This is a genomic window from Bradyrhizobium centrolobii (genome assembly GCF_001641635.1).
Lineage (GTDB): Bacteria > Pseudomonadota > Alphaproteobacteria > Rhizobiales > Xanthobacteraceae > Bradyrhizobium > Bradyrhizobium centrolobii.
This window is the reverse complement of the sequence record NZ_LUUB01000042.1, coordinates 38,682-62,279: the sequence shown is the minus strand read 5'-3', so window position 1 is coordinate 62,279 and position 23,598 is coordinate 38,682. Positions and strand designations below refer to the sequence as shown.

The following is a 23,598-nucleotide window of genomic DNA, read 5'->3' as shown; positions in this document are numbered from 1 at the left end:
GAGCAGAACAATGCAGGCGATTGTAAAAAAATTGCGGGCTGGCCGGTCTTCTGCAGGCGAATTCCTCGCCGACAGCAGGGCGCTCGCCGCAACCGAATTCGCGATGATCGTGCCGCTGATGCTCGTGATGTTCTTCGGCACCGTCGAGTTGTCATCTGCGGTGGCGATCGATCGCAAGGTCACTTTGATCGCGCGAACCCTGTCCGATTTGACCTCGCAGTCCGCGGGGACCGTGACCGACAGCAACCTGCAGAACACGTTCACGGCGAGCATCTCGATCGTGACGCCTTACGACGCCTCTCTCGTGAACGCCACGCTCTCCCAGATCTATATCGACACCAACAGCATTGCCACGATTCAGTGGAGCAAGGCCGCCACCATCGCAAGCGGTGCAACGCAGGCGACCCTGACAACCCCGCCTCCGTCTCGGACTCCTGGCACCAAGGTCACCTCGATGATTCCCCCGGCGCTCCTGGTTCCTTCGACCTACCTCATACTCAGTGAGGTGAGCTACACCTACCAACCTTCCGTCCACTACGTGTTGAAGACGGACATCCCGCTCAGCGATGTCTCCTACACACGACCGCGCCAGGTCACTTGTGTTGTTTACGGTGGCGTACCAACGTCGTGCTGAAATCTGGCGGTCGAGGTCGTTGTCGTAGTCTGCAACGGTGCGCCGGTGGCGAATTGTCCGGCCGCCTCGCCGGATGATCGCAGGCTGGAACAAAAAAGGCCGTGCGTTGCGCACGGCCTTTTCCTTTGGTTCGTTCGCCTGAAGCCGATCGGGGCCGAGGCCCCCGGCGCTCAGCCAGCGGTGCGGAGGTTGTCCGCTGCCGACTTGCCCGAACGGCGGTCGGCCACGATCTCGTAGGAGACCTTCTGGCCTTCGCGCAGCGTGCCGAGACCGGCGCGCTCCACGGCGCTGATGTGAACGAACACGTCCTTGCCGCCATCGTCGGGCTGAATGAAGCCATAGCCCTTGGTTGCGTTAAACCACTTCACGGTTCCCATGCTCACGGGGGTAGTCCCTTCTCAAGTATGCAGTGTCTGAGCCCGCTCACGCAGGCAGGTTAGATCGAATTTTTGGAAGGGTCGTCAGCGTGTCTGAACCGGCTATACCGGTGGATGCTAATGTCGTCCGGCCGAAAATCGATTAATTCATTTTATTGGAAATAGGGCCTCAAAACAATCCTGACGTGCACGATTTTTTGATCCGCCGCGATTGACGCGGCGGGCCAGCATACAGGTCAGCATTTTAGTTCCGCGCTCGCGCGCCAGGAGGCCAGTTAACGGCGGCGGAATTGCCCCCCGCGTTGCGCAGCCCCCCGCGGCGGGCCGCCGGGCGTCGAGGTACGTTCGTCTTTGTGACGGAAAATCAGCCGGCCCTTCTCGAGATCATAGGGCGACATCTCGACGGTCACGCGGTCGCCCGCCAGCGTCTTGATGCGGTTCTTCTTCATCTTGCCGGCGGTGTAGGCAACGATCTCGTGTCCGGTGTCGAGCTGGACGCGATAGCGCGCGTCCGGGAGGATTTCGGTCACCAGTCCTTCGAACTGGATCAGCTCTTCCTTAGCCATGTGGTTGTCTCCAGGTCGTGGACGGCTAGTGCGAATGTGGATTGCGGTTCGGTCGGCCGTTGGGGCGACTCTCGCGACGCAAAAAGGCAACGCCTTGTATTCCATCAGGCTTGCCGGCGCTATGCGCGGGACGCTGTTCCGACCGATCGGCTGGTGAGGAGTTCACCTTACCACCGGAACGACGGCGGCGGCGAGACCCCTTCGACGCCTTGTGGGCGTCGCCGGGCCTGCCATCAACAGGCCTGCTCTCGACATGCCGTCCCTCGCCATGTCGTCCGTCACCGTGCCTTGCGCCCTGCGGCCGCGGACCCGGGCGACCGGACCGGCCCGGCCGATGATGCTGCGCTGCAGCAGGGGACGGGCCATTATTGGCGTCGCGACCGGCGTCGGTGCGATGATCCTCCCGCGGCAGCGCCACCCGTATCAGCCGCTCAATGTCCCGGAGGTAGCTAAGTTCCTCGCCACCTGCGACCAGCGAGATCGCGGTGCCGTCGGCGCCGGCGCGCGCGGTGCGGCCGATGCGGTGCACATAGGTCTCAGGCACGTTGGGCAGGTCGAAATTGATGACGTGGCTGATGCCGTCGACGTCGATGCCGCGAGCGGCAATGTCGGTGGCGACCAACGTGCGGATCTCGCCGGAGCGGAACTGGGCGAGCGTGCGCTCGCGATGGTTCTGCGACTTGTTGCCGTGGATCGCATTGGCGGCGATGCCGGCCTTGGCCAGCGTCTTCACGACCTTGTCTGCGCCGTGCTTGGTGCGGGTGAAGACCAGAGCGCGATTGATCGGCTCCTCCTTCAGGAGCTTGGTCAGGAAGGCCGGCTTGGCCGAGAAATCGACCTGGAAGATGCGCTGGTTGATCCGTTCGGCGGTCGAGGAGACCGGGGTCACCGCGACGCGGGCGGGGTCACGCAGCATCGAGTCCGCAAGCTCGGCGATGTCTTTCGGCATGGTAGCCGAAAAGAACAGCGTTTGCCGCTTGAGCGGCAGCTTGGCGACGATTTTGCGGATGTCGTTGATGAAGCCCATGTCGAGCATGCGGTCGGCCTCGTCGAGCACGAGGAATTCGACGCTCGAAAGCTTCAACCCATTGCTCTGCACGAGATCGAGCAGGCGGCCGGGGGTGGCGACCAGCACCTCGACGCCCTGCATCAGTGCGCGGACCTGGCGGCCCATCGGCACGCCGCCGATGGCGAGCGCCGAGGACAGGCGGACGTGGCGGCCATAGGCGTTGAAGCTGTCGAGGATCTGGCCGGACAGCTCGCGGGTCGGCGATAGCACCAGGACGCGGCAGGTCTTGGCTTGCGGCCTGGCGCGGTGCTCGAGCAGGCGGTGCAGGATCGGCAGCGCGAAGGACGCGGTCTTGCCGGTTCCGGTCTGGGCGATGCCGACGACGTCGCGGCCGGTCAGCGCTAGCGGGATGGTCTGAGCCTGGATGGCCGTGGGCGTAACGTAATTCTCTTCACGAAGCGCGCGGGCGATGGGTTCGGCGAGGCCGAAGTCCTGAAACGAAGTCAAAAGATGGGTTCTTTCCATGTCAAAAGCGAACGCCCGGCGCAGTCAGCGGGGCGCGCGCAAAAGGGTGTCAAGAAGACACCTGCGTGTTTGGGGTGTCGGATGGCTTGGTGATTGGGGGCAAGCCAAAGGCCCGTACGGGCTTAAGAACACGCGGCTCGCAACGATCCCTTGATTCGCAAGGGCTCTCCACCGTCATATGGAACATCGACGGGGCGCTTTCAAGGCAGGCGGCCCGCAGCTCCCGATTGCGGTGCAAAAATAGTTATGCCGGAAATTTAGACAGAAGTGCTGTTTTGCTCAAAAATCAGACTGTCTGCCGCATTGGCATACATTTCATTCGCCCAAATTTTAAGCAGTCAGACCGCGGCGAAATTTCAATTTCATTGAAATTTCCAAGTAAAACCAATGACTTGTTGGGTGCCCAATCCATGGCATGGTTCTTGCGATTCCGTTAATCGCAGGCGGCCGTGGGGCCGTTTCGCAGCGTTTTTTTCACGTCTGCGTCAGGGAGATGATACCTCATGCTTACCAAATCCACTCACGATATAGCGGCGTCATTTAGCCGCCGCGGCGTGCTCGCCGCGACCGCCGGACTGATGCTCGGTCTGGCTTCATTGACCGGCGCGAAGGCCGCGGACGACACCATCAAGGTCGGCGTGCTTCACTCCCTCTCCGGCACCATGGCGATCAGCGAAACCACGCTGAAAGACACCATCCTCTTCCTGATCGACGAGCAGAACAAGAAGGGCGGCGTGCTCGGCAAGAAGCTCGAAGCCGTCGTCGTCGACCCCGCTTCCAACTGGCCGCTGTTCGCCGAGAAGGCGCGTGAGCTCATCACCAAGGACAAGGTCGCCGTCGTGTTCGGCTGCTGGACCTCGGTGTCGCGCAAGTCGGTGCTCCCGGTGTTCAAGGAGCTGAACAACATCCTGTTCTACCCCGTGCAGTACGAGGGCGAGGAGAGCGAGCGCAACGTGTTCTACACGGGTGCCGCACCGAACCAGCAGGCGATCCCCGCCGTCGACTACCTGATGAAGGAAGAGAAGGTGAAGCGCTGGGTGCTCGCGGGCACCGACTACGTCTATCCGCGCACCACCAACAAGATCCTGGAAGCCTATCTGAAGTCGAAGGGTGTCGCCCAGGAAGACATCATGATCAACTACACGCCGTTCGGTCACTCCGACTGGCAGACGATCGTGGCCGACATCAAGAAGTTCGGCTCGGCCGGCAAGAAGACCGCGGTGGTCTCGACCATCAACGGCGACGCCAACGTTCCCTTCTACAAGGAGCTCGGCAACCAGGGCATAAAGGCGAAGGACATCCCGGTGGTCGCGTTCTCGGTGGGTGAGGAAGAGCTCGCCGGCATCGATACCAAGCCGCTGGTCGGCCATCTCGCCGCCTGGAACTACTTCGAGTCGATCAAGACTCCGGCGAACGAGAAGTTCATCAAGGAGTGGCAGGCCTACACCAAGAACCCGAAGCGCACCACCAACGACCCGATGGAGGCGCACGTGATTGGCTTCAACATGTGGGTGAAGGCGGTCGAGAAGGTGAAGTCGATCGATCCGGACAAGGTGATCGATGCGCTTCCCGGCATCGAGGCGCCGAACCTGACCGGCGGCGTCTCGAAGATGCTGCCCAACCACCACATCACCAAGCCGGTGTTCATCGGCGAGATCAAGGGCAACGGCCAGTTCGACGTGGTCTGGAAGACGCCGAGCCTCGTTCCGGGTGACGCCTGGTCGAAGGAGCTCGATGGCTCCAAGGACCTGATCGGCGACTGGGTCGAGAAGAAGTGCGGCAACTTTAACGTCAAGACCAACAAGTGCCTCGGCTCAGGATCCTGATCCAAGAGCACTCGACCGAAGTCTGACGGCCAATTCCGCGACCGGGGAGGGCGGCGATCCCGCCGCCTTCTCCACCCATTTCTGCCGGGATTATTCACAGTGCCAACCAATCTGTCCGCTCGTCTCTGCACGCTTGCGCTCTCGTTGTTCCTGATCGCGTTTGCGCTGCCGGCCTTCGCCGGTCCGTTCGAGGATGCGGTCGCCAAATTTGCCAACGACGAATTCTCCGACACGGAGGAGGCGATCGGCGTGGTCGCGAGCAGCGGCAGTCCGCTGGCTTTTCCGATCATCAGCGCGCTCCAGGACGGCCGTCTGATGGCCGATCCCGATACCAAGAAGGTCTACGTCACCGGCACCGACGGCAAGTCGATCGATGCCGCCACCGGACAGCCGGTCGCCAGCGTGCCCGACAGCGCGAGTGCGGTCCGCCTCAATAATCGTCTGCGCCGCAGCGTCGACGCCGCGCTCGGCAGCCTGACGCTGCAGTCGCCGGATCTCGCGACGCGCCTGCAGGCCGCGCAATCCGTGTTCAAATCGCATGAGGAGACGGCGCTCGAGCCCGTCGAAAGCGCGCTCGCCAAGGAAACCAACAAGTCTGTCAAGACGGCGCTGGGCGAGGCCCGAGCGGCGATCCTGCTGTACATGTCCGACGCCACCGAGGTGCAGAAGCTTGAGGCCGTTGCCACCATCAAGGCCCGCGGCGACCAGGACGCGCTCGCGCTGCTCACCGGCATCGGCACCGACCAGCCGGCCTCGGTGACCAAGGCGGCGGCGAGCGCGATCGGTTCGATCCAGAACACGCTCGCGGTCTGGTCCACTGTGCAGAATGCCTGGTACGGCCTCTCGCTCGGCTCGGTGCTCCTGCTCGCGGCGATCGGGCTCGCCATCACCTTCGGCGTGATGGGCGTGATCAACATGGCCCACGGCGAGATGGTGATGATCGGGGCCTACACCACCTTCGTGGTGCAGGAGGTGATCCGCACCCGCTATCCTGGCCTGTTCGACTATTCGCTGCTGATCGCCGTGCCGCTCGCCTTCCTCGTCGCCGGGGCGGTCGGCGTGCTGATCGAGCGCAGCATCATCCGCTTCCTCTATGGCCGTCCGCTGGAGACGCTGCTCGCGACCTGGGGCCTGTCGCTGGTGCTCCAGCAGGCGGTGCGCACCGTGTTCGGTCCGACCAACCGCGAGGTCGGCAATCCCTCCTGGATGAGCGGTGCCTTCGAGCTCGGGCAGATCACCATCACCTATAACCGGCTCTGGATCCTTGTCTTCACGCTCGCGGTGTTCGCGATCCTGCTCGCCATGTTGCGCTATACCGCGCTCGGGCTCGAGATGCGCGCGGTGACGCAGAACCGCCGCATGGCGGCCTCGATGGGCATCGCCACCTCGCGCGTCGATGCGCTGACCTTCGGCCTCGGCTCGGGGATTGCCGGCATCGCCGGCGTGGCGCTGTCGCAGATCGACAATGTCAGCCCCAATCTCGGGCAGAGCTACATCATCGACAGCTTCATGGTCGTGGTGTTCGGCGGCGTCGGCAATCTCTGGGGCACACTCGTCGGCGCCTTCACGCTCGGCATCGCCAACAAGTTCCTGGAGCCGGTCGCCGGCGCCGTGCTCGGCAAGATCGCGATCCTGGTCCTGATCATCCTGTTCATTCAAAAGCGCCCGCGCGGCCTGTTCGCGCTCAAGGGCCGTGCGGTGGAAGCATGACCCCCCACATGCTGACGCGATCGCTGGACCGCGGCGCGACGATCTTCCTCACCATCGTCGCGGCCTGCGGGATCCTCATCCCGCTCTCCAATCTGCTGCTGCCCGCGGGCTCGTTCCTGCAGGTGCCGACCTATCTCGTCGCGCTCTGGGGCAAATATGTCTGCTACGCCATCCTGGCGCTGTCGATCGACCTGATCTGGGGCTATTGCGGCATCCTCTCGCTCGGCCACGGCGCCTTCTTCGCGCTCGGCGGCTACGCCATGGGCATGTACCTGATGCGGCAGATCGGCACCCGCGGCGTCTACGGCAACCCGATCCTGCCGGACTTCATGGTGTTCCTGAACTGGCAGAAGCTGCCCTGGTACTGGTACGGCTTCGACATGTTCTGGTTTGCGGCGCTGATGGTGCTGGTGGTGCCGGGCCTGCTCGCCTTCTGCTTCGGCTGGCTGGCGTTCCGCTCCCGCGTCACCGGCGTGTACCTGTCGATCATCACGCAGGCGATGACCTACGCGCTCTTGCTCGCCTTCTTCCGTAATGATTTCGGCTTCGGCGGCAACAACGGCCTGACCGACTTCAAGGACATCCTCGGCTTCAACGTTCAGGCCGAAGACACGCGCGCTGCACTGTTTGCGCTGAGCTGTCTCGCCCTGATCGTCGGTTTCCTGGTCTGCCGCGCCATCGTCTCCTCCAAGCTCGGCAAGGTGCTGATCGCGGTGCGCGATGCGGAGTCGCGCACGCGCTTCCTCGGCTACCGCGTCGAATCCTACAAGCTGTTCGTGTTCACGGTGTCGGCCTGCATGGCCGGCGTCGCCGGTGCGCTCTACGTGCCGCAGGTCGGCATCATCAATCCATCCGAATTCGCGCCGGGCAACTCGATCGAGGCGGTGATCTGGGTCGCGGTCGGTGGCCGCGGCACGCTGGTCGGCGCGGCGCTCGGCGCCATCGTCGTCAACTACGCCAAGACGTTCTTCACCTCCGGCGCTCTGGCGCCGTACTGGCTGTTCATGCTGGGCGCGCTGTTCATCCTGGTGACGCTGCTGCTGCCCAAGGGCATCATCGGCACCTTCAATTCCTGGTGGGAGTCAGCAAGAGAAAAGCGCCCGGCCGAGACCACCGTGAGCGCCGCGGCCGAAGACGGCATCACCGAACCGAAGATGGCGGAGGAGGCGCAATGAACGTCATGGATGCCCGCGCGACTTCCGCGATGCTCTATCTCGACGGCGTGCACGTCTCGTTCGACGGCTTCCACGCCATCAACAACCTGTCGCTGACGCTCGAGCCCGGCGAGATGCGCGCCATCATCGGCCCGAACGGCGCCGGCAAGACCACGATGATGGACATCATCACCGGCAAGACCAAGCCCGACGAGGGCGCGGTGCTGTTCGACGGCGTCACCGACCTGACGCGGCTGGATGAGACCCGGATCGCCGAGCTCGGCATCGGCAGAAAATTCCAGAAGCCGACCGTGTTCGAGAGCCAGACCGTGCAGGACAACCTGCTGCTCGCGCTCAACGTCGATCACTCCGTGCGTGGCACGCTATTCTGGCGCGGCAGCAAGGCGGAGTCGGAGCGCATCGACAAGGTGCTGGAGACGATCCGTCTCACCGATGCCCGCAACCGCCTCGCCGGCAGTCTCAGCCACGGCCAGAAGCAGTGGCTCGAGATCGGCATGCTGCTCGCGCAGGATCCAAAATTGCTGCTTGTCGACGAGCCCGTCGCGGGGATGACAGACGTCGAGACGCATCTCACCGCCGAGCTGCTCAAGGAGATCAACAAGACCCACACCGTCATGGTGGTCGAGCACGACATGACCTTCGTGCGCGAGCTCGGCGTCAAGGTCACCTGTCTGCACGAAGGCTCGGTGCTCGCGGAGGGCACCATCGACCAGGTCTCGTCCAACGAGCGGGTCATCGAAGTGTATCTGGGACGCTGAGCCATGCTTGAGGTGAAGGACATCAACCTTTTCTACGGCGCGGCGCAGGCGCTGCGCGGCGTCTCGATCTCGGCCGAGCCGGGCAAGGTGACCTGCGTGCTCGGGCGCAACGGCGTCGGCAAGACCTCGCTTTTGCGCGCCATGGTCGGCCAGTATCCGATCTCGTCGGGCGCGATCGTGTTCGACGGCAGCGACATCACCTCGCTCAAACCCTACCAGCGCGCCCGCAAGGGCATCGGCTTCGTGCCGCAGGGCCGCGAGATCTTTCCGCTGCTGACGGTCGAGGAGAATCTCAAGACCGGTTTCGGTCCGCTGAAGCGCGAGGACAAGCACATTCCTGACGACGTGTTCTCGCTGTTTCCGGTGCTGCAATCCATGCTCGGCCGGCGCGGCGGCGATCTCTCCGGCGGCCAGCAGCAGCAGCTCGCGATCGGGCGGGCGCTGGTGATGCGGCCAAAGCTGCTCCTGCTCGACGAGCCGACCGAAGGCATCCAGCCCTCGATCATCAAGGACATCGGCCGTGCCATCTCCTACCTGCGCAACCTCGGCAACATCGCCATCGTGCTGGTCGAACAATATCTCGACTTTGCCTGCGAACTCGGCGACAGTTTTGCCGTGATGGACCGCGGCGCGGTGAAATTCAACTGCGACCGCAGCAATCTCGATGCGAGCGAAATCAGCCGCCAGATGGCGCTGTAAGCCAACACATTCTGCGACGACCGGCTGGGGAGGCGGATGCGCAGCGAGCTATCAACCAATTCTTCCGACTTGGAATCTTCGGTATTCGAAGCCAATCGCGCCCGCGGCGTAGTGCGGTTTGACGTGCATGCCACGGACGGGGTGACGCGCCGTGGCGCCCTGCATGAGTCCGGATCGCTGCGGGTGCGTTTTCCCTCGCCGGAAGACGAGGGGCTGTCCGGCGTCTTCGTCAACACGGCCGGTGGGGTTGCCGGCGGCGATCGCTTCGACATCGACGTCACCGCCACAGATGCTGCACGGCTGACGCTGACCACGGCGGCTGCGGAGAAGGTCTACCGCGCGCCGGGGCCGGCGGCGCAGCTCAACATCGCATTGAAAGTCGGTGCCGGCGCACATCTTTCCTGGCTGCCGCAGGAGACGATCCTGTTCGATCGCGCGCGGGTGCAGCGCCGCTTCGACATCGAGGTCTATGAGACCGCGTCCCTCCTGCTTTGCGAGATCGTGGTGTTCGGCCGCACCGCGATGGGCGAGCGCATGGAGCAGGGCGAGTTCGTCGATCGCTGGCGGCTGCGTCGCGGCGGCAAGCTGGTCTTTGCCGAGACGGTCAGGCTCGACGGCAATATTGGAGCCAAGCTCGCGCGTTCTGCGGTGGCCAAAGGCGGAGCGGCGATCGGCACGGCCTTGATCGTTCCCGGCGACGAGGCCCTGGTCGAACGCATCCGCGAGGCGGCCGACTCTTTTGCCGGCGAGGTAGGGATATCCGCCTGGAACGGCTTTGCATTGGCGCGCTTCTGTGCCCAAGATGCGGCCCGCTTGCGCGCCGACATGATGGCGGTGCTGGCGCGCACGGGTGTGGCCTTGCCGCGGCTGTGGTTGAATTGATGAGTTGAATGGAAGAGATTTCGCATGAACCTGTCTCCCCGCGAAAAGGACAAGCTTCTGATCTCGATGGCGGCCATCGTGGCGCGGCGAAGGTTGGAGCGCGGCGTCAAGCTCAACCATCCCGAGGCAGTTGCGATCATCTCCGATTTCATTCTCGAAGGCGCACGCGACGGCCGCACCGTCGCCGAGCTGATGCAATCCGGCGCGCAGGTGCTCACACGCGACCAGGTGATGCCGGGCATCCCCGAGATGATCCATGACATCCAGGTCGAGGCGACCTTTCCGGACGGGACCAAGCTCGTCACCGTGCACGAGCCGATCAGGTAGGAGCGCAACATGATCCCCGGCGAACTCTTCATCCAGGACGGCGAGATCGAGCTCAATGCCGGCCGCAAGACCGTGACGCTGACGGTCGCCAACACCGGCGACCGGCCGATCCAGGTCGGCTCGCACTACCATTTCTTCGAGACCAACCCGGCCTTGAAGTTCGACCGCAAGAAGGCGCGCGGCATGCGGCTCGACATCGCTGCCGGCACCGCCGTCCGCTTCGAACCCGGCCAGACCCGCGACGTCCAGCTCGTCGCGATGGCCGGCAAGAAGACCATCTACGGTTTTCGCGGCGACGTCATGGGGAAGCTGTGAGCGTTCACTGAAGCGAACGAAGGTAAGCCGTGATCCATAGTGAGGTGAGCACAACTGTCTCGCTCCCTCCCCCCTTGCGGGGGAGGGTTGGGGAGGGGGGTATGCCACACGACGAGGTCTCTCCGTTACAAAGAACTCGCGCCAGGCAGTTGCGGCGCTCGATGACGCGTGCAGAGGCGTTGTTATGGCGTCATCTCAAGGCACATCGCCTGGCCCGTCTCGGCTTTCGCCGACAAGCTCCGATGGGCAACTACATTGCGGATTTCGTCGCTCATTCCTGCAAGGTCGTGGTCGAGGTCGACGGCGAAAGTCATGATTTCGCGGATCGTCTTTGCCATGACGAACGGCGCGACCAATGGTTCGCCTCCCGCGGCTATCGCGTGCTGCGCTTTACCAACGAAGACGTTCTGAAAAACTTGGAGGGTGTGGTCCTCACCATCCTTCAGGCAGCGGAGCAAGGTGCACCCCCCTCCCTGACCCTCCCCCGCAAGGGGGGAGGGAACGGAGAGAGCATGCCAAGGAACGAAGCAGGTAGCGGCAAGGTTGAGGCGAAAACGGAGGTTCTTGCTATGTTGTCGCCAATCCGTCTCATCTCCGAAGCCGCCGAGCTCGCCGCGCGTCGACACAACGGCATGGCGCGCAAGGGGCGCGGCAATGAGCCTTACATCAATCATCTCGCCGAGGTTGCGAACTTGCTCGCGGCCGCGACCGATGGCGCCGATCCCGAGCTGGTCGCGGCCGGCTGGCTGCACGATACAATCGAGGATACCGACACCACGCGCGAGGAGCTTGCACAGACGTTTTCCGAGCGTGTCGCCTCGCTCGTCGTCGAATGCACCGACGACATGAGCCTGCCGAAGGCCGAGCGGCGGCGCCGGCAGGTAGTCGACGCGCCGAAGAAGTCGGCCGATGCCAGGCTGATCAAGATCGCGGACAAGATCAGCAATATCGGGGCGCGCATTCATCCCGACCCGAGCGCCGAGGAGCGCGACGACCTGATCGACTACACCGCTTGGGCCGAGCAGGTGGTCGCCGGCTGCCGCGGCGGCAATCAATGGCTCGATACGAGATTCGACGACACGGTGCGAACGGCGAGGGCCTCGCTATGAGCGCCGTCTTAACATTCAAATGCCAACGGGGCTTGTGATGTCCGTCAAGATGAAGCGTTCCGTCTATGCCGATATGTTCGGTCCGACCACCGGCGACAAGGTGCGGCTGGCCGACACCGATCTCATCATCGAGGTGGAGAAGGATTTCACCACCTTTGGCGAGGAGGTGAAGTTCGGCGGCGGCAAGGTGATCCGCGACGGCATGGGCCAGTCGCAGGTCACCAACCGGCAGGGCGCGGCCGACACGGTTATCACCAACGCGCTGATCGTCGACCACTGGGGCATCGTGAAGGCTGACGTCGCGATCAAGGACGGCATGATCTCCACGATCGGCAAGGCCGGAAATCCCGACATCCAGCCGGGCGTCACCATCATCATCGGCCCCGGCACCGACGTGATCGCGGGCGAAGGCAAGATCCTCACCGCCGGTGGTTTCGACAGCCACATCCATTTCATCTGCCCGCAGCAGATCGAGCACGCGCTCATGAGCGGCGTCACTTCGATGCTTGGCGGCGGCACCGGTCCGTCCCACGGCACCTTCGCCACCACCTGCACGCCGGGGCCGTGGCACATCGCGCGGATGATCCAGTCGTTCGACGCCTTCCCGGTCAATCTCGGCATTTCCGGCAAGGGCAACGCGTCGCGGCCCGCGGCGCTGGTGGAAATGATCAAGGCTGGCGCCTGCGCGCTGAAGCTGCACGAGGACTGGGGCACGACGCCGGCTGCGATCGACAATTGCCTGTCGGTCGCAGACGATCACGACATCCAGGTGATGATCCACACCGACACGCTGAACGAATCCGGCTTCGTCGAGGATACGATCAAGGCCTTCAAGGGTCGCACCATCCATGCCTTCCACACCGAGGGGGCCGGCGGCGGTCACGCCCCTGACATCATCAAGGTCGCGGGCCTGAAGAACGTTCTGCCGTCCTCGACCAACCCGACGCGCCCCTTCACACGCAACACCATCGACGAGCATCTGGACATGCTGATGGTGTGCCACCACCTCGACCCGTCGATCGCGGAAGACCTTGCCTTTGCCGAGAGCCGCATCCGCAAAGAAACCATCGCGGCCGAGGATATCCTGCACGATCTCGGCGCGCTGTCGATGATGTCCTCGGATTCCCAGGCCATGGGCCGGCTCGGCGAGGTCATCATCCGCACCTGGCAGACCGCCGACAAGATGAAGAAGCAGCGCGGATCGCTGCCGCAGGACAAGGGCAAGGACAACGACAACTTTCGCGTGAAGCGTTACATCGCCAAGTATACGATCAATCCCGCGATCGCCCATGGCGTGTCAAAACTGATCGGTTCGGTGGAGAAGGGCAAGCTCGCCGACATCGTGCTGTGGTCGCCCGCCTTCTTCGGCGTCAAGCCGGACTGCATCGTCAAGGGCGGCTCGATCGTGGCAGCGCCGATGGGGGACCCCAACGCCTCGATCCCGACGCCGCAGCCGGTGCACTACCAGCCGATGTTCGGTGCCTTCGGCAAGGCACGCACGGCGTCTTCCGTGGTCTTCACCTCGAAGGCCGCGGTCACCGGCGGCCTCGCGCGCAAGCTCGGCATCGACAAGAAGCTCTATGCGGTCCAGAACACCCGCGGAAAGATCTCCAAGAAGAGCATGATCCACAACGACGCCACGCCCAAGATCGAGGTCGATCCGGAGACCTATGAGGTCCGCGCCGACGGCGAACTGCTCACCTGCGCGCCCGCCGAGGTGCTGCCGATGGCGCAGCGATATTTCATGTACTGAAATAGCGCTTCAACGCATGTCCCCGGAGCAGGTCGGGGGGTGGATTTTCCGGTTTTGCGTTCGATCCCGCCTGGTCTAATGTCGCGCCCGGTATCTTGAACCCAGAAGAAAAACCGGGAGGATTTCTCGTGATCTACGTCGTTGCCACCTTGACCATCAAGCCCGAGACACGCGCCGAATTCATCGCAGCCGCCACCGCCTGCATCAAGGAGACGCGGAAGGAGCCCGGCAACATCGCCTATGATTTGCATGAGAGCGTCACCGACCCCACCAAGATGGTGTTCGTTGAGCAGTGGGAGAATGCCGAGGCGCTGGTGCCGCATCGTGCCATGGAGCATATGAAGACGTTCGGTCGCGTCGCGGTGAAGTGCTTCACGGCGCCACCGAAGATCGAAGTGATCACGCCGGAAAAGGTCGAGACTCGGTAACAGGGTAAAGCGCATGATCCGGGCGACGCAGGTCAAGGGACAGCACCGCTTCACGGAAGCCGCGGCGGATACGGTCGTGCTCGATTTCGACGATCGACACCGCCGCCGCATGGCGATGACGGGCACGCGCGGGCTCGAATTCCTGCTCGACCTCGAACACGCCGTCGCACTTCGCGGCGGCGATGCCCTGGTGCTGGAGGACGGCCGGCTGGTCGAGGTGGTCGCGGCGCCTGAGCCGCTGCTGGAAATCCGCGGCCGTGATCCGCACCACCTCATCCGCGTCGCCTGGCATCTCGGCAACCGCCATCTGCCGACGCAGATCATGGCCAAGAGCCTGCGCATCCGCCGCGACCATGTCATCGAAGCGATGGTGAAGGGGCTCGGTGCGCGCGTGATCGAGATCGAGGCGCCGTTCGATCCCGAAGGCGGCGCCTATGCCGATGCGGGTCATGCCCACGACCACGCGCATGGCCATGATGATCATGCGCATCATGATCATGGACATCACCATCACGATCATGACCATCATCATGATCATCACGGCCATGATCACCACCACCACGATCATGCCGCGCATGATCATGGTCACGACCATCATCACCACGACGAGCATTGCGACCATCCCGACCATCACCACGGCCACAGCCATGCTCATGACCACAAATGAGCCGGTCGACACCGGCCACTTGTCCGAGCGCGAAGCGGCGGCGCTGTACCGACTGATGACGTGGCTGTCGCCGGCGTTTCCCGTCGGCGGCTTCTCCTATTCCAGCGGTATCGAATGGGCGGTCGAGGCAGGCGACGTCGTCGATACCGCAACGCTCGCCGATTGGCTCGATGCGATGCTCGGCGACGGCGCCGGCTTTTGCGACGCGACCTTTCTGGTCCAGGCTTATCGCGCCGCCGAGGGGGGCGACGACGCCTCGTTGCGCGATGTAGTGGAGCTTGCGGCAGCCTTCGTGCCCTCCCGTGAGCGTCAGCTCGAGACGACCTCGCAAGGGCGTGCCTTCATCGACATCGCGCGGGCGGCGTGGGATGCGGAAGGTTTGGATGCCATGGTCGCGGCATGCGGTGCGCCTCCGGTCTATCCCGTCGCGGTCGGCGTGGTCGCGGCGGCCCATGGCGTACCGCTGGCGCCGACACTGCACGCCTTCCTGCATGCGGTGGTCTCGAACTGGATTTCCGCGGCGAGCCGGCTCATTCCGCTTGGCCAGACCGACAGCCAGCGCGTATTGGTGAGGCTGGAGGCTGCAGTTGCCGCGACGGCGGATCGTGCGCTGAACTCGACACTGGACGACCTCGGCAGCGCGACGTTTCGCGCTGATCTCGCCAGTCTCCGGCACGAGGCACAATATACGCGGCTGTTCAGGTCGTGAGCGTGTGCGCCGCATTGCGCCGTCGTCCCGGCGAAAAGCCAGGACGCATGACCACAAATGTTTGTGGCTATGCGTCGGTGTGGCCTCGGGCCGCCGCGACAACAGAGTTCGATGATAATGGGGCCTGGCTTTCGCCAGGACGACAATAGGAAAGAATCAATGGCTACGTCTCACGGCCCCCTGCGTGTCGGCGTCGGCGGCCCCGTCGGATCGGGCAAGACCGCGCTGATGGACCTGCTCTGCAAGACCATGCGCGAGCGCTACGACATCGCCGCGATCACCAACGACATTTACACCAAATGGGATGCGGAATTCCTGGTGCGCTCGGGCTCGCTGACGCCGGACCGCATCGCCGGCGTCGAGACCGGTGGCTGTCCGCACACAGCGATCCGCGAGGACGCCTCGATGAATCTCGCGGCCGTGGCGGACATGCGCGCGAAATTTCCGGGGCTCGATCTCGTGCTGATCGAATCAGGCGGCGATAACCTGGCGGCGACCTTCTCGCCGGAGCTTGCCGACCTCACGATCTACGTCATCGACGTGGCGGCGGGCGACAAGATTCCGTCCAAGGGCGGCCCCGGCATCACCCGGTCGGACCTCCTGGTCATCAACAAGATCGACCTCGCGCCCCATGTCGGAGCCTCCCTGGAAAAGATGGAGACGGATGCCCGGCGGATGCGGGGCGAGCGTCCCTTCGTCATGACCAATCTGAAGAAGAGCGAGGGACTGGACCGCATCGTCGGCTTCATCGAGGCCAAGGGTGGCTTGCGGCGCGCGACGACATAGCGCAGGCGGTTGCGGCCGTTAACCCTTGCGGCGAATCTGTAGCCGCGGAACAAATTTCCGACGTGGTGATTAACCAACTTCGGTGCCCGGAGCAAAGCCGTTGGGCCGGACGATCGGCCGGGCGGATTAAGCTTTTCAGGCGACCCAAGTTGCGTACCGATGTCTCCTCCTTCATTATCTCCCTCACTGGGGTCCACTCTGTTTCGGCAATTGGCCGTTCGAGCGGCGTTCATATGCTCCGTGTTTATTGCCGATCTCCCGCTTCTTTCTGAGTAGACGCGTGGTCCGGCTGGGTTTCATTATCGGGTTCATCGCTCTGCTCGGCATCCTCTTGTCCGGGCTTGCGGCCTATCGCGTCCATGACCAGGAGCTGGCGCTGGACCGCATCGCGCTGGCGCGCGCGATCGACGTGCATGCGAGCCTGGTGCAGGACCGGCTGACCGAGCGCGAGCTGCTCGCGCGTGTCGCCTCAGGCCTGTTCCGTGCGCCGTCGGTGATCAAGCCCAACATGCTGGAGCCGTTGCGCTCGGCGATCTACGCCTTCAAGACCGATTTCGTGGTGGCCGGCTGGATCGCCCGGCTCAAGCCGAACGAGCTGGCCGCGGCGCAGGCGGCCATCGCGGGCGCGGGCTTCCCAAATTCGAAGATCCGCACCTTCGACGACAAGCCGATCGATCTCGCCAGCGTCACCCAGCCGATCGACGTGCTGATGGACCTCGAGCCGCGCAGCGACGAGACAATGACACTGCCTGGCCGCAGCTACGACCAGGATCAGGTTCGCGGTGCGATGCTGGCGCGGGCCAGGGTCGAGAAGAGGTCGGTTGCTTCGGACCCGGTTCCGCTCTTGCGCGGCAACGGGCCGATCGGCGTCATCGTGGCCGCCCCCGTCATTCCCGAGGGCGCGGTGGAGCCGGCGGGCTTCGTCACATTTTCCTACGAGCTCGCCTCGCTGATGCTGACCAACGATGACCTGTCGTTGTTCTCGGTGGCGCTGAAGGATCCGCGCAAGGACGGCAGCGAACTCGTCGCCAACGACCAGGGCGTGGTTTCCACGCGCATGGTGTCGGCCGATGCACCGGCGCCGTCGGCGACGCGCACGGTGAGCTTCGGCGGTCGCGACTGGCAGTTCAGCTATTACGCGAAGACCAATTCGGCGCGGCGCGCCGAGCAGACCGCCATCATCGTGGCGGCGATCGGTTTCGCCATCACGGCGATGGTGTGCGGCCTGTTCGGATACGTGGCCTACAACAATTTGCGGCTCAGCCGCGAAATCCAGGTGCGGATCGGTTTCGAGCGCCGCCTGACGGCGGTGATTGACGAGCTGAATCATCGGGTCAAGAACATCCTGGCGGTGATCCAGTCGATCGTGACGCGCACGCTGCGCCACGGCTCCGACATCGACAGCGCGCGTGAGCTGCTGATCGGGCGCATCCACGCCATGTCCAACGTGGTCTCGCTGCTCAGCGAGAGCCAGTGGCAGGGCGTCAAGCTGAAGGGCCTGTTCGAGGCGCGCGCCATCCCGCATGCCGATCGCATCGCCGTCAGCGGTCCGGACATCGCGGTCAGCGCGCGCGCGGCGCAGAGCCTCTCGCTGCTGTTCTTCGAGCTCGCTTCGCATTCCGACGAGGGCCTGTCGCTGGTCGGCAAGCATCCGCACATCACCGCGAACTGGACGGTGACGGGCGAGGAGGGCGAGGAGATCTTTCATTTCCGCTGGGAGGAGTTCAACACCAGCCAGGCGACGCGACGCGCCGATTCCGATTTCGGCCTGATCCTGCTCGATCGCGTCGCACCCGAGGCGCTCGGCGGCACTGCCAAGCGCTTCTTCACCGACGTCTCCTACGTCTACGAGCTGACCGCGCCGATGGAGACGGTGATCGACATGACCGAGCGCGATCGCACCGAGAAATTTTCGCAGCCGGTGAGGCCGGCGCGCTAGACCAGCCGCGAACTCCTCTCCCCTTCTCCCCTTGTGGGAGAAGGTGGCGTAGGCCGCCTCCGGCGGCCGTTCTTAAGAGTGCGCCGAAGCGAAGCTTCGGCTACGGCGCCGAGCGAGGGGTTCTGTCTGCGAATTCAGATCGAGAGAGGTTCATACGCGGAGCGAGACCTTCATCCGTCGCGCTTACGCGCGACACCTTCTCCCACAAGGGGAGAAGGGAAGACACGCGCGTGAAGGCGGTCGCTCGAGCGGCTGCCTTCACATTCCGTTCGCTTGTTCTGACTGCCGGTCTCTACCCGCCGCTGCCGCCGATCACGGCGCGCACGGTCTCGTCCGGGCCGAAATCTTCGGCGCCGTCGACATAGAGCAGGGCTGCGAGCTTCGAGCGCGCGCGGTTGACGCGGCTCTTGATCGTGCCGACTGCGCAGCCGCAGATCGAGGCCGCGTCCTCATAGGAGAAGCCGGAGGCGCCGACCAGGATCAGTGCTTCGCGCTGGTCCTGTGGAAGCTTGTCTAGCGCCGCACGAAACTCCTCGAACTCGAGATGTGCGTTCTGCGACGGCTGCGTCTTCAGCGTCTTGGCGTAGTTGCCTTCCGCATCCTCCACCTCCCGCCGCCGCTTGCGATAGTCGGAGCGGAACAGGTTGCGCAGGATCGTGAACAGCCACGCTGGCAGATTGGAGCCGGGCTGGAACGAGTCGATGTTCGCGAGCGCCCGCAGCAGCGTTTCCTGCACCAGGTCGTCGGCGCGATCGGCGTTGCCGCTAAGCGAGATGGCGAAGGCGCGCAAGCTTGGTACGGCCGCCAGGATGTCGTCGCGCAGGGATTCCGTGAGAGGCATTACTCCCTCCCATTGTTGTCGTTGGTTCCCCCATCGTTTTCTACCTGGGGTGTCGCTCCCGGCGCATCAAGCTTCTTGATGAGTTCCGCGAACCGGTCGGGAACACCCTGCCGTACGACATCGTCGTACATGGCGCGCAACTGGTGCCCAATCCGGGACTGGATCTCCGGAGTGAGACCACCCTTGCCGGGGGTCGTGTTCTTGCTTGCTTGAGATTTTAGATCTTTCATGAGCGGAGATCTTTCATGACCTGTTCCACGTTTCCCCGAGTTAAGTGACTGCAAAACAGAGATTTTTTCTCAACCGGGAGCCGTTCCCTGGATAGGCTCAATGCGACGGTGGAGAAAAAGTTCCAGCCGCTCCGGAACTTTTCTGTGTTTCAGACGTAGACAGGGGCGAGCAGGGGAACCGGGCCGGCCTTTTTCATGCCTGGTCCCTTTAGGATTGGTCTGAAGATGAATGGAGTGGGGATGTCCCGTTCACAGCTTGTTGCTGAGCACTTGCCGCTATTGCGCCGGTATGCACGTGCCCTGACGGGCAGCCAGGCCTCCGGCGACGCTTATGTCGCAGCCATGTTGGAAGCCATGCTCGGAGATCCATCCGTGCTCGACGAGAGCCACGGACCGCGGGCCGGCCTGTTCCGGCTGTTCACCCAGATCTGGAATTCGGTCTCCGTCAACGACGATGCGGAGGTCACGCCCCTGCCGATGCCGCCAGAGCGGCGGCTGTCGAACATCACGCCGCTGCCGCGCCAGGCGTTCCTGCTGCTGTCGCTTGAAGGATTTTCGGAAGAAGAGGTCGCCTACATCCTCGGCACCGATGTCGGGGAGACGCGGCGGCTCGCCGACGCCGCCGGACGCGAGATGGCGGCCGAGATCGCCACCGACGTGCTGATCATCGAGGACGAAACTTTCATCGCCATGGACCTCGAGAGCCTGGTGAAGAATCTCGGCCACAATGTCGTCGGCGTCGCCCGCACCCATTCCGATGCTGTGGCGCTCGCCAAGAACAAGCGGCCCGGCCTGATCCTCGCCGACATCCAGCTCGCCGACGGTTCATCCGGCCTCGATGCCGTCAACGAGCTCCTGCGCACCTTCGAGGTGCCGGTGGTGTTCATCACCGCCTATCCGGAACGCTTCCTCACCGGCGAGCGTCCCGAGCCGGCGTTCCTGATCTCGAAGCCGTTCCAGCCTGCGATGGTGTCGGCGGTGGCGAGCCAGGCCTTGTTCTTCCAGCGCAACTCGCGCAACCGCACGCCCAAGGCACCCGCGGCGTAAGAAACAAAGATCGGATCGATTGAGAGACGGCGCGTCGCAAGGCGCGCCGTTTCATTTTGTGAAGCACCAGGCGGTCTATGGCTCGCGTATTAGCAGCCGCGGCAGACGCCGTTAAGCTTGGCCTTTACCTTGGCTTCGTCGACCCATGGCCCGCCCTTGGGTTGCGTTCCGTCGAGAGTCATTAGGACGGTCATCCTCTGGAGGTCGTCCTTCGCCCCGGGAGGCGGCTTTGGAAATGGTTCGCTTCGCTCTACCATCTTGAGAGCTGCCGCATCCAGCGGCGGGGAGCCTGTGCTTTCCACCAACGCGCGCGAGATCAATTTGCCCGAGCGGTCGATCACGAATGTGACGCCGGCATCGCCTCTCTGACCCATCGCTTCCGGAGGAAACGCCCTGTGGCGCCAGACATGCTCGGTGACCGTCTTGCGCCAAGCGGCCACGGCGTCGAACTCTGCGAGAGCCGACCTGCTCAGCACTAACCCGGAGGGCGGCACCTGGAATTGGCGGCCGTTGAAGACAATCGGCACTGTAAGGGAGAACGTGTCCTCCTTCAGCTCCGAAGGCGGTTCTGGAAACGGTTGGGCGCGGGCGACGATCTCCAGCGCAGCAACGTCGAGCGGCACAGAGCCGGTGCTCACAGCCAGCGCCCGCGAGATCAACCTGCCGTACCGGTCGATGACGCATGTTACCTTGGCTTCGCCGGTTTGCCCTGGTCCTTCAGCTGGAAATAGCCTGTTGCTGGCAATGTGTGCCGACAGTCTTGCCTTCCAGGCTTTGACGCTCTCGCTCTGCGTATCAGCCTGCGCATGCGCGGGGAAAGCCGCCAGCAATCCGAGAAGTGCGGCCAACAAGGGGAATTGCATCTGCATCAATGCGGATATTAATCGCGGGCAGGTTGATTGCAAGGATCGTTGCTCGTATCGCGCTTTGCCCCGTTGTGGGCAATTGGAAAGACTGCAAAGCCTCGCCCGCTTGACGACAGCGAAATTGCCACGTTGATACGTCGCGGCGATGACGCGCATCGCAGCCTCAAGCCGTCAGGAGATCCCCATGTTCGACCAGCCATTGCTCGATCGCCTCGCCATCCGCGACCTCGTCGAGAACTGGGCGGTGTGGCGCGACGCCGGCGACTGGGAGCGCTTTGCCACGGTCTGGCATGACGAGGGCTGGATGTCGGCCACCTGGTTTCAGGGGCCGGCGCGGGATTTCATCCGCGTCAGCCAGGAAGGGTTTGCGAAGGGCGTGCGCATCCTGCATTTCCTCGGCGGCACCAGCATCGATCTGGAGGGCGAGCGCGCCATCGCACAGACCAAGATGACCATCTCGCAGCGCGCACCGGTCCATGACGTGCTCTGCGACGTCGTCTGCACCGGGCGGTTCTACGATTTCCTGGAGAAGCGGCAGGGCCAATGGGGCATCGTTCGCCGCCAGCCGATTTACGAGAAGGACCGGATCGATCCGGTCGATCCCTCGGCGACGCTCCGTCTCGATGCGAAGGCGCTGTCCGCGCTGCCCGAAGGCTACCGTCACCTCGCCTACATGCAGGAACTGATCGGCTACAAGGTCAAGCGCGACATGCCCGGCCTGACCGGCGCCGAGGTCGAGAAGCTCTATGCCGAGGGACGCGAGTGGCTTGCGGGGAAGGCGAAGTAGGCGCCAGATAAAAGTAAGGCGCGACTGGCATCACCACAGTCGCGCCCTACGTCGCCGGTTTATGGGGCAGGGGGGAATAACCGGCTGTTGAGACGACGCGCGGCCGCGGAAGTCGTTCCAACCCGATCCAATTTTTTTTGAGCCGCGCGACTTTTTTCGCACACGGTTAAGTGATCGTAACGATCAAGAACCCGGGACATTCCGGCAGCGTTGTTCCGTCAATCGCCATGGGGCGAGGGACGAATAGCCATGTCACAGATTTATAAAGCATTTTTCGGCACCGTCGCGATTGCCGTGACGCTCGGTGCTGTGCAGCTGGCCTCCGGCCACGACCTCGCCGACCGCTGGCAGGCGATCTCCGACAAGCCCGGCCATGTCGTCAATCGTGCCGGCAAGGCGGATCGGCTCGCTGAGTTGAAGCCGGCGGCGGTTACGACCCGCACCGTGTCGATGCGGCTCAACGATCTTGCCGATACGTCGATCGTGCTGCGGGTCCCCGCGGTGATCGAGACCGGCAACGCCAAGTCGCCTCTCCTGCTGCAAAAGCAGGGTCGCAACAAGCCGACGGTTGCTTGCGAGCCGATGGTCAGCTCGCTGACCGAGGTCGCCAAGCTGCTCCAGCCCGGCCGTTGCGTGACCTGATCCCGGCGGGATGATGCTGATCGGAATTTTCCGCTGACTGCTATTCGGCCGGCTCGGCCGAAGCATCCTCGGGTGTGCCGGCGCGGCTTGCCATGATCCCGAGCGCGACTCCGCCAATCGCCAGGATCGGAAGCAGCCGCTTCACCCCGATGGCGCGGACGATCTGAAGCCCGGTCGCGAGCAGCATGGGATCGGTGAGCACGCTTTGCGCCACCGACTTCGCGGCGCGCTCGGCGGCGATCCTGGCGCGCTTCTGGACTGACCGCTTGTAGCCCCAATACGTGCCCGCCGCGGCGAGCGTGAGCAGGAAGAAGATTCCCGCACCGGCGAGGCACGCCTGCACGGGACCGTATTTCTCCAGGACCGAGATGAAAGCTGCCGCGCACAGGAAGCATGTGGTGATGAAGAGTGCGAACGCGGCGCCTGCGGCGAGCGACGTCAGCCGTATCGTGGTGCCCGTCGATGCGCTGATGCTGTCAACGATACGCTGAAACATGGCCTTGCTCCTCAAATCCCCACAAGCCAAAGGCGGCGGCGCCTAGGCACCGCCGTCATCCCAATGATCGGTCGCCCCGCATATTAGCGGCGCCAGGCCAGGCCGATCAGGAAGCCGATGCCGAGCGCAAGGCCGACGGTCGCGAGCGGCCGCTGCGTGATTGCGTCCTCCAGTGTCTCCTCGATCGTGCCGTAGGCGTCCTGCGCCGCATCCATCATCGCGCTGCTGCGCTCCGACATGTCGTCGATCGTCGAATCCACGTTCTGGCGCGCCTGGCGATAGCCGCGCCGCGCCTGCTTGCCGGCGGAATTGGCAAAGGTGTTGAGCGCGTCGGTGATCTGTTCGGTGAGGGCTGCGATATCGCTTTTCACGGCTGCTACATCCTTCTCGAGGCGTTCTCTGGTGGCTTTGTCGGTCCAGTCGCTCATCCCGGTTTCGTCATTGGTCATTGACATCAGGAGCTCCGAACTGTTGGCGGCTGAGATAGCCGTGAAA

General features: G+C 63.6%; 27 protein-coding genes and 1 pseudogene. 20 read left to right on the top strand and 8 right to left on the bottom strand.

Annotated features, from left to right (window positions below; genetic code table 11):
- The first annotated feature begins 10 nt into the window (after nt 1-10).
- A complete protein-coding gene (locus tag AYJ54_RS11615) occupies nt 11-634 on the top strand; it encodes a TadE/TadG family type IV pilus assembly protein (protein WP_063699054.1) in 624 nt (207 codons plus the stop codon).
- Between the two features lie 170 nt (nt 635-804).
- Here AYJ54_RS11615 and AYJ54_RS11610 read toward each other — a convergent pair whose 3' ends face one another.
- The 3 genes from AYJ54_RS11610 to AYJ54_RS11600 form a co-directional block, all read right to left on the bottom strand.
- Nucleotides 805-1,017 carry a cold-shock protein gene (locus AYJ54_RS11610; RefSeq protein ID WP_063699053.1) on the bottom strand — a complete coding sequence of 71 codons (213 nt, stop codon included), beginning with the start codon at nt 1,015-1,017 and terminating at the stop codon, nt 805-807.
- Between the two features lie 269 nt (nt 1,018-1,286).
- Nucleotides 1,287-1,577 carry a translation initiation factor IF-1 gene (gene infA, locus AYJ54_RS11605; protein WP_063699052.1) on the bottom strand — a complete coding sequence of 97 codons (291 nt, stop codon included), beginning with the start codon at nt 1,575-1,577 and terminating at the stop codon, nt 1,287-1,289.
- A 25-nt stretch (nt 1,578-1,602) separates the two neighbouring features.
- Nucleotides 1,603-3,111, bottom strand: coding sequence for a DEAD/DEAH box helicase (locus tag AYJ54_RS11600; protein ID WP_063699051.1), 1,509 nt, complete (start codon nt 3,109-3,111; stop codon nt 1,603-1,605).
- Between the two features lie 503 nt (nt 3,112-3,614).
- On the opposite strand from AYJ54_RS11600, the gene urtA reads away from it, so the two are divergent.
- The 16 genes and pseudogenes from urtA to AYJ54_RS11520 all read left to right on the top strand — a co-directional run bounded on the left by urtA (nt 3,615) and on the right by AYJ54_RS11520 (nt 18,194).
- Nucleotides 3,615-4,937 (top strand): urea ABC transporter substrate-binding protein, encoded by a 1,323-nt coding sequence (urtA, locus tag AYJ54_RS11595; RefSeq protein ID WP_063699050.1) that lies wholly within the window; start codon nt 3,615-3,617, stop codon nt 4,935-4,937.
- 99 nt (nt 4,938-5,036) lie between these two features.
- Complete coding sequence (urtB, locus tag AYJ54_RS11590) at nt 5,037-6,647, top strand: urea ABC transporter permease subunit UrtB (protein WP_063699049.1); 1,611 nt, start codon at nt 5,037-5,039, stop codon at nt 6,645-6,647.
- On the top strand, nt 6,644-7,822 hold the full coding sequence (gene urtC / locus AYJ54_RS11585; RefSeq protein ID WP_063699048.1) for an urea ABC transporter permease subunit UrtC: 1,179 nt from the start codon (nt 6,644-6,646) through the stop codon (nt 7,820-7,822). The genes urtB and urtC overlap by 4 nt, the downstream gene beginning before the upstream one ends.
- On the top strand, nt 7,819-8,580 hold the full coding sequence (gene urtD / locus AYJ54_RS11580) for an urea ABC transporter ATP-binding protein UrtD (protein WP_063699047.1): 762 nt from the start codon (nt 7,819-7,821) through the stop codon (nt 8,578-8,580). The genes urtC and urtD overlap by 4 nt, the downstream gene beginning before the upstream one ends.
- Before the next feature lie 3 nt (nt 8,581-8,583).
- Entirely contained in the window at nt 8,584-9,279 is a 696-nt protein-coding gene (gene urtE / locus AYJ54_RS11575; RefSeq protein ID WP_063699046.1) for an urea ABC transporter ATP-binding subunit UrtE, read from the top strand.
- Between the two features lie 36 nt (nt 9,280-9,315).
- A complete protein-coding gene (locus AYJ54_RS11570; protein ID WP_063699045.1) occupies nt 9,316-10,161 on the top strand; it encodes an urease accessory protein UreD in 846 nt (281 codons plus the stop codon).
- 24 nt (nt 10,162-10,185) lie between these two features.
- Nucleotides 10,186-10,488: an urease subunit gamma gene (locus AYJ54_RS11565; RefSeq protein WP_006612146.1), complete on the top strand. Its 303-nt coding sequence runs from the start codon at nt 10,186-10,188 to the stop codon at nt 10,486-10,488.
- Nucleotides 10,489-10,497: 9 nt separating this feature from the next.
- Nucleotides 10,498-10,803, top strand: coding sequence for an urease subunit beta (locus AYJ54_RS11560; protein ID WP_026202067.1), 306 nt, complete (start codon nt 10,498-10,500; stop codon nt 10,801-10,803).
- 101 nt (nt 10,804-10,904) lie between these two features.
- Nucleotides 10,905-11,192, top strand: a pseudogene (locus AYJ54_RS52245) (endonuclease domain-containing protein); the annotation flags it as partial.
- 180 nt (nt 11,193-11,372) lie between these two features.
- On the top strand, nt 11,373-11,912 hold the full coding sequence (locus AYJ54_RS49205) for an HD domain-containing protein (protein WP_063699043.1): 540 nt from the start codon (nt 11,373-11,375) through the stop codon (nt 11,910-11,912).
- Between the two features lie 37 nt (nt 11,913-11,949).
- Nucleotides 11,950-13,665: an urease subunit alpha gene (gene ureC / locus AYJ54_RS11545; RefSeq protein WP_063699042.1), complete on the top strand. Its 1,716-nt coding sequence runs from the start codon at nt 11,950-11,952 to the stop codon at nt 13,663-13,665.
- Nucleotides 13,666-13,793: 128 nt separating this feature from the next.
- Nucleotides 13,794-14,093: a putative quinol monooxygenase gene (locus tag AYJ54_RS11540; RefSeq protein ID WP_063699041.1), complete on the top strand. Its 300-nt coding sequence runs from the start codon at nt 13,794-13,796 to the stop codon at nt 14,091-14,093.
- Between the two features lie 13 nt (nt 14,094-14,106).
- On the top strand, nt 14,107-14,760 hold the full coding sequence (locus AYJ54_RS47070; RefSeq protein WP_082905614.1) for an urease accessory protein UreE: 654 nt from the start codon (nt 14,107-14,109) through the stop codon (nt 14,758-14,760).
- Nucleotides 14,741-15,469, top strand: a complete 729-nt coding sequence (locus AYJ54_RS11530) for an urease accessory protein UreF (protein ID WP_063699039.1) — start codon at nt 14,741-14,743, stop codon at nt 15,467-15,469. Before AYJ54_RS47070 ends, AYJ54_RS11530 begins: the two co-directional genes overlap by 20 nt.
- A gap of 159 nt (nt 15,470-15,628) precedes the next feature.
- Nucleotides 15,629-16,255: an urease accessory protein UreG gene (ureG, locus tag AYJ54_RS11525; RefSeq protein WP_063699038.1), complete on the top strand. Its 627-nt coding sequence runs from the start codon at nt 15,629-15,631 to the stop codon at nt 16,253-16,255.
- Between the two features lie 280 nt (nt 16,256-16,535).
- On the top strand, nt 16,536-18,194 hold the full coding sequence (locus tag AYJ54_RS11520) for a CHASE domain-containing protein (protein ID WP_063699037.1): 1,659 nt from the start codon (nt 16,536-16,538) through the stop codon (nt 18,192-18,194).
- A gap of 292 nt (nt 18,195-18,486) precedes the next feature.
- Here the strand turns inward: AYJ54_RS11520 and AYJ54_RS11515 are convergent, their stop codons facing one another.
- Both AYJ54_RS11515 and AYJ54_RS11510 read right to left on the bottom strand, forming a co-directional pair.
- Entirely contained in the window at nt 18,487-19,035 is a 549-nt protein-coding gene (locus tag AYJ54_RS11515; protein WP_027521710.1) for a sigma-70 family RNA polymerase sigma factor, read from the bottom strand.
- Nucleotides 19,035-19,265, bottom strand: a complete 231-nt coding sequence (locus AYJ54_RS11510; protein ID WP_063699036.1) for a NepR family anti-sigma factor — start codon at nt 19,263-19,265, stop codon at nt 19,035-19,037. The genes AYJ54_RS11515 and AYJ54_RS11510 overlap by 1 nt, the downstream gene beginning before the upstream one ends.
- Nucleotides 19,266-19,505: 240 nt before the next feature.
- Between AYJ54_RS11510 and AYJ54_RS11505 the strand changes: the two genes are divergently transcribed.
- On the top strand, nt 19,506-20,312 hold the full coding sequence (locus tag AYJ54_RS11505; protein WP_063699035.1) for a response regulator: 807 nt from the start codon (nt 19,506-19,508) through the stop codon (nt 20,310-20,312).
- An 89-nt stretch (nt 20,313-20,401) separates the two neighbouring features.
- On the opposite strand, the gene AYJ54_RS11500 is transcribed toward AYJ54_RS11505, so the two are convergent.
- A complete protein-coding gene (locus AYJ54_RS11500; protein WP_245328993.1) occupies nt 20,402-21,334 on the bottom strand; it encodes an energy transducer TonB family protein in 933 nt (310 codons plus the stop codon).
- Here AYJ54_RS11500 and AYJ54_RS11495 point away from each other — a divergent pair.
- Nucleotides 21,324-21,965, top strand: a complete 642-nt coding sequence (locus AYJ54_RS11495) for a nuclear transport factor 2 family protein (RefSeq protein ID WP_136623622.1) — start codon at nt 21,324-21,326, stop codon at nt 21,963-21,965. The genes AYJ54_RS11500 and AYJ54_RS11495 overlap by 11 nt on opposite strands.
- A 249-nt stretch (nt 21,966-22,214) precedes the next feature.
- Nucleotides 22,215-22,607, top strand: coding sequence for a hypothetical protein (locus AYJ54_RS11490; RefSeq protein ID WP_063699033.1), 393 nt, complete (start codon nt 22,215-22,217; stop codon nt 22,605-22,607).
- Nucleotides 22,608-22,647: 40 nt separating this feature from the next.
- Here the strand turns inward: AYJ54_RS11490 and AYJ54_RS11485 are convergent, their stop codons facing one another.
- Complete coding sequence (locus AYJ54_RS11485) at nt 22,648-23,103, bottom strand: hypothetical protein (RefSeq protein ID WP_063699032.1); 456 nt, start codon at nt 23,101-23,103, stop codon at nt 22,648-22,650.
- 83 nt (nt 23,104-23,186) lie between these two features.
- A complete protein-coding gene (locus AYJ54_RS11480) occupies nt 23,187-23,558 on the bottom strand; it encodes an ElaB/YgaM/YqjD family protein (RefSeq protein WP_063699078.1) in 372 nt (123 codons plus the stop codon).
- Nucleotides 23,559-23,598: the final 40 nt, after the last annotated feature.

Coding starts and splice junctions, on each gene's coding strand:
- AYJ54_RS11615 (WP_063699054.1), top strand. CDS start 11: ATGCAGGCGATTGTAAAAAAATTGCGGGCTGGCCGGTCTTCTGCAGGC.
- infA (WP_063699052.1), bottom strand. CDS start 1,577: ATGGCTAAGGAAGAGCTGATCCAGTTCGAAGGACTGGTGACCGAAATC.
- AYJ54_RS11600 (WP_063699051.1), bottom strand. CDS start 3,111: ATGGAAAGAACCCATCTTTTGACTTCGTTTCAGGACTTCGGCCTCGCC.
- urtA (WP_063699050.1), top strand. CDS start 3,615: ATGCTTACCAAATCCACTCACGATATAGCGGCGTCATTTAGCCGCCGC.
- urtC (WP_063699048.1), top strand. CDS start 6,644: ATGACCCCCCACATGCTGACGCGATCGCTGGACCGCGGCGCGACGATC.
- urtD (WP_063699047.1), top strand. CDS start 7,819: ATGAACGTCATGGATGCCCGCGCGACTTCCGCGATGCTCTATCTCGAC.
- urtE (WP_063699046.1), top strand. CDS start 8,584: ATGCTTGAGGTGAAGGACATCAACCTTTTCTACGGCGCGGCGCAGGCG.
- AYJ54_RS11570 (WP_063699045.1), top strand. CDS start 9,316: ATGCGCAGCGAGCTATCAACCAATTCTTCCGACTTGGAATCTTCGGTA.
- AYJ54_RS11565 (WP_006612146.1), top strand. CDS start 10,186: ATGAACCTGTCTCCCCGCGAAAAGGACAAGCTTCTGATCTCGATGGCG.
- AYJ54_RS11560 (WP_026202067.1), top strand. CDS start 10,498: ATGATCCCCGGCGAACTCTTCATCCAGGACGGCGAGATCGAGCTCAAT.
- AYJ54_RS49205 (WP_063699043.1), top strand. CDS start 11,373: ATGTTGTCGCCAATCCGTCTCATCTCCGAAGCCGCCGAGCTCGCCGCG.
- ureC (WP_063699042.1), top strand. CDS start 11,950: ATGTCCGTCAAGATGAAGCGTTCCGTCTATGCCGATATGTTCGGTCCG.
- AYJ54_RS47070 (WP_082905614.1), top strand. CDS start 14,107: ATGATCCGGGCGACGCAGGTCAAGGGACAGCACCGCTTCACGGAAGCC.
- AYJ54_RS11530 (WP_063699039.1), top strand. CDS start 14,741: ATGCTCATGACCACAAATGAGCCGGTCGACACCGGCCACTTGTCCGAG.
- ureG (WP_063699038.1), top strand. CDS start 15,629: ATGGCTACGTCTCACGGCCCCCTGCGTGTCGGCGTCGGCGGCCCCGTC.
- AYJ54_RS11515 (WP_027521710.1), bottom strand. CDS start 19,035: ATGCCTCTCACGGAATCCCTGCGCGACGACATCCTGGCGGCCGTACCA.
- AYJ54_RS11510 (WP_063699036.1), bottom strand. CDS start 19,265: ATGAAAGATCTAAAATCTCAAGCAAGCAAGAACACGACCCCCGGCAAG.
- AYJ54_RS11505 (WP_063699035.1), top strand. CDS start 19,506: ATGTCCCGTTCACAGCTTGTTGCTGAGCACTTGCCGCTATTGCGCCGG.
- AYJ54_RS11495 (WP_136623622.1), top strand. CDS start 21,324: ATGACGCGCATCGCAGCCTCAAGCCGTCAGGAGATCCCCATGTTCGAC.
- AYJ54_RS11500 (WP_245328993.1), bottom strand. CDS start 21,334: ATGCGCGTCATCGCCGCGACGTATCAACGTGGCAATTTCGCTGTCGTC.
- AYJ54_RS11490 (WP_063699033.1), top strand. CDS start 22,215: ATGTCACAGATTTATAAAGCATTTTTCGGCACCGTCGCGATTGCCGTG.
- AYJ54_RS11485 (WP_063699032.1), bottom strand. CDS start 23,103: ATGTTTCAGCGTATCGTTGACAGCATCAGCGCATCGACGGGCACCACG.
- AYJ54_RS11480 (WP_063699078.1), bottom strand. CDS start 23,558: ATGTCAATGACCAATGACGAAACCGGGATGAGCGACTGGACCGACAAA.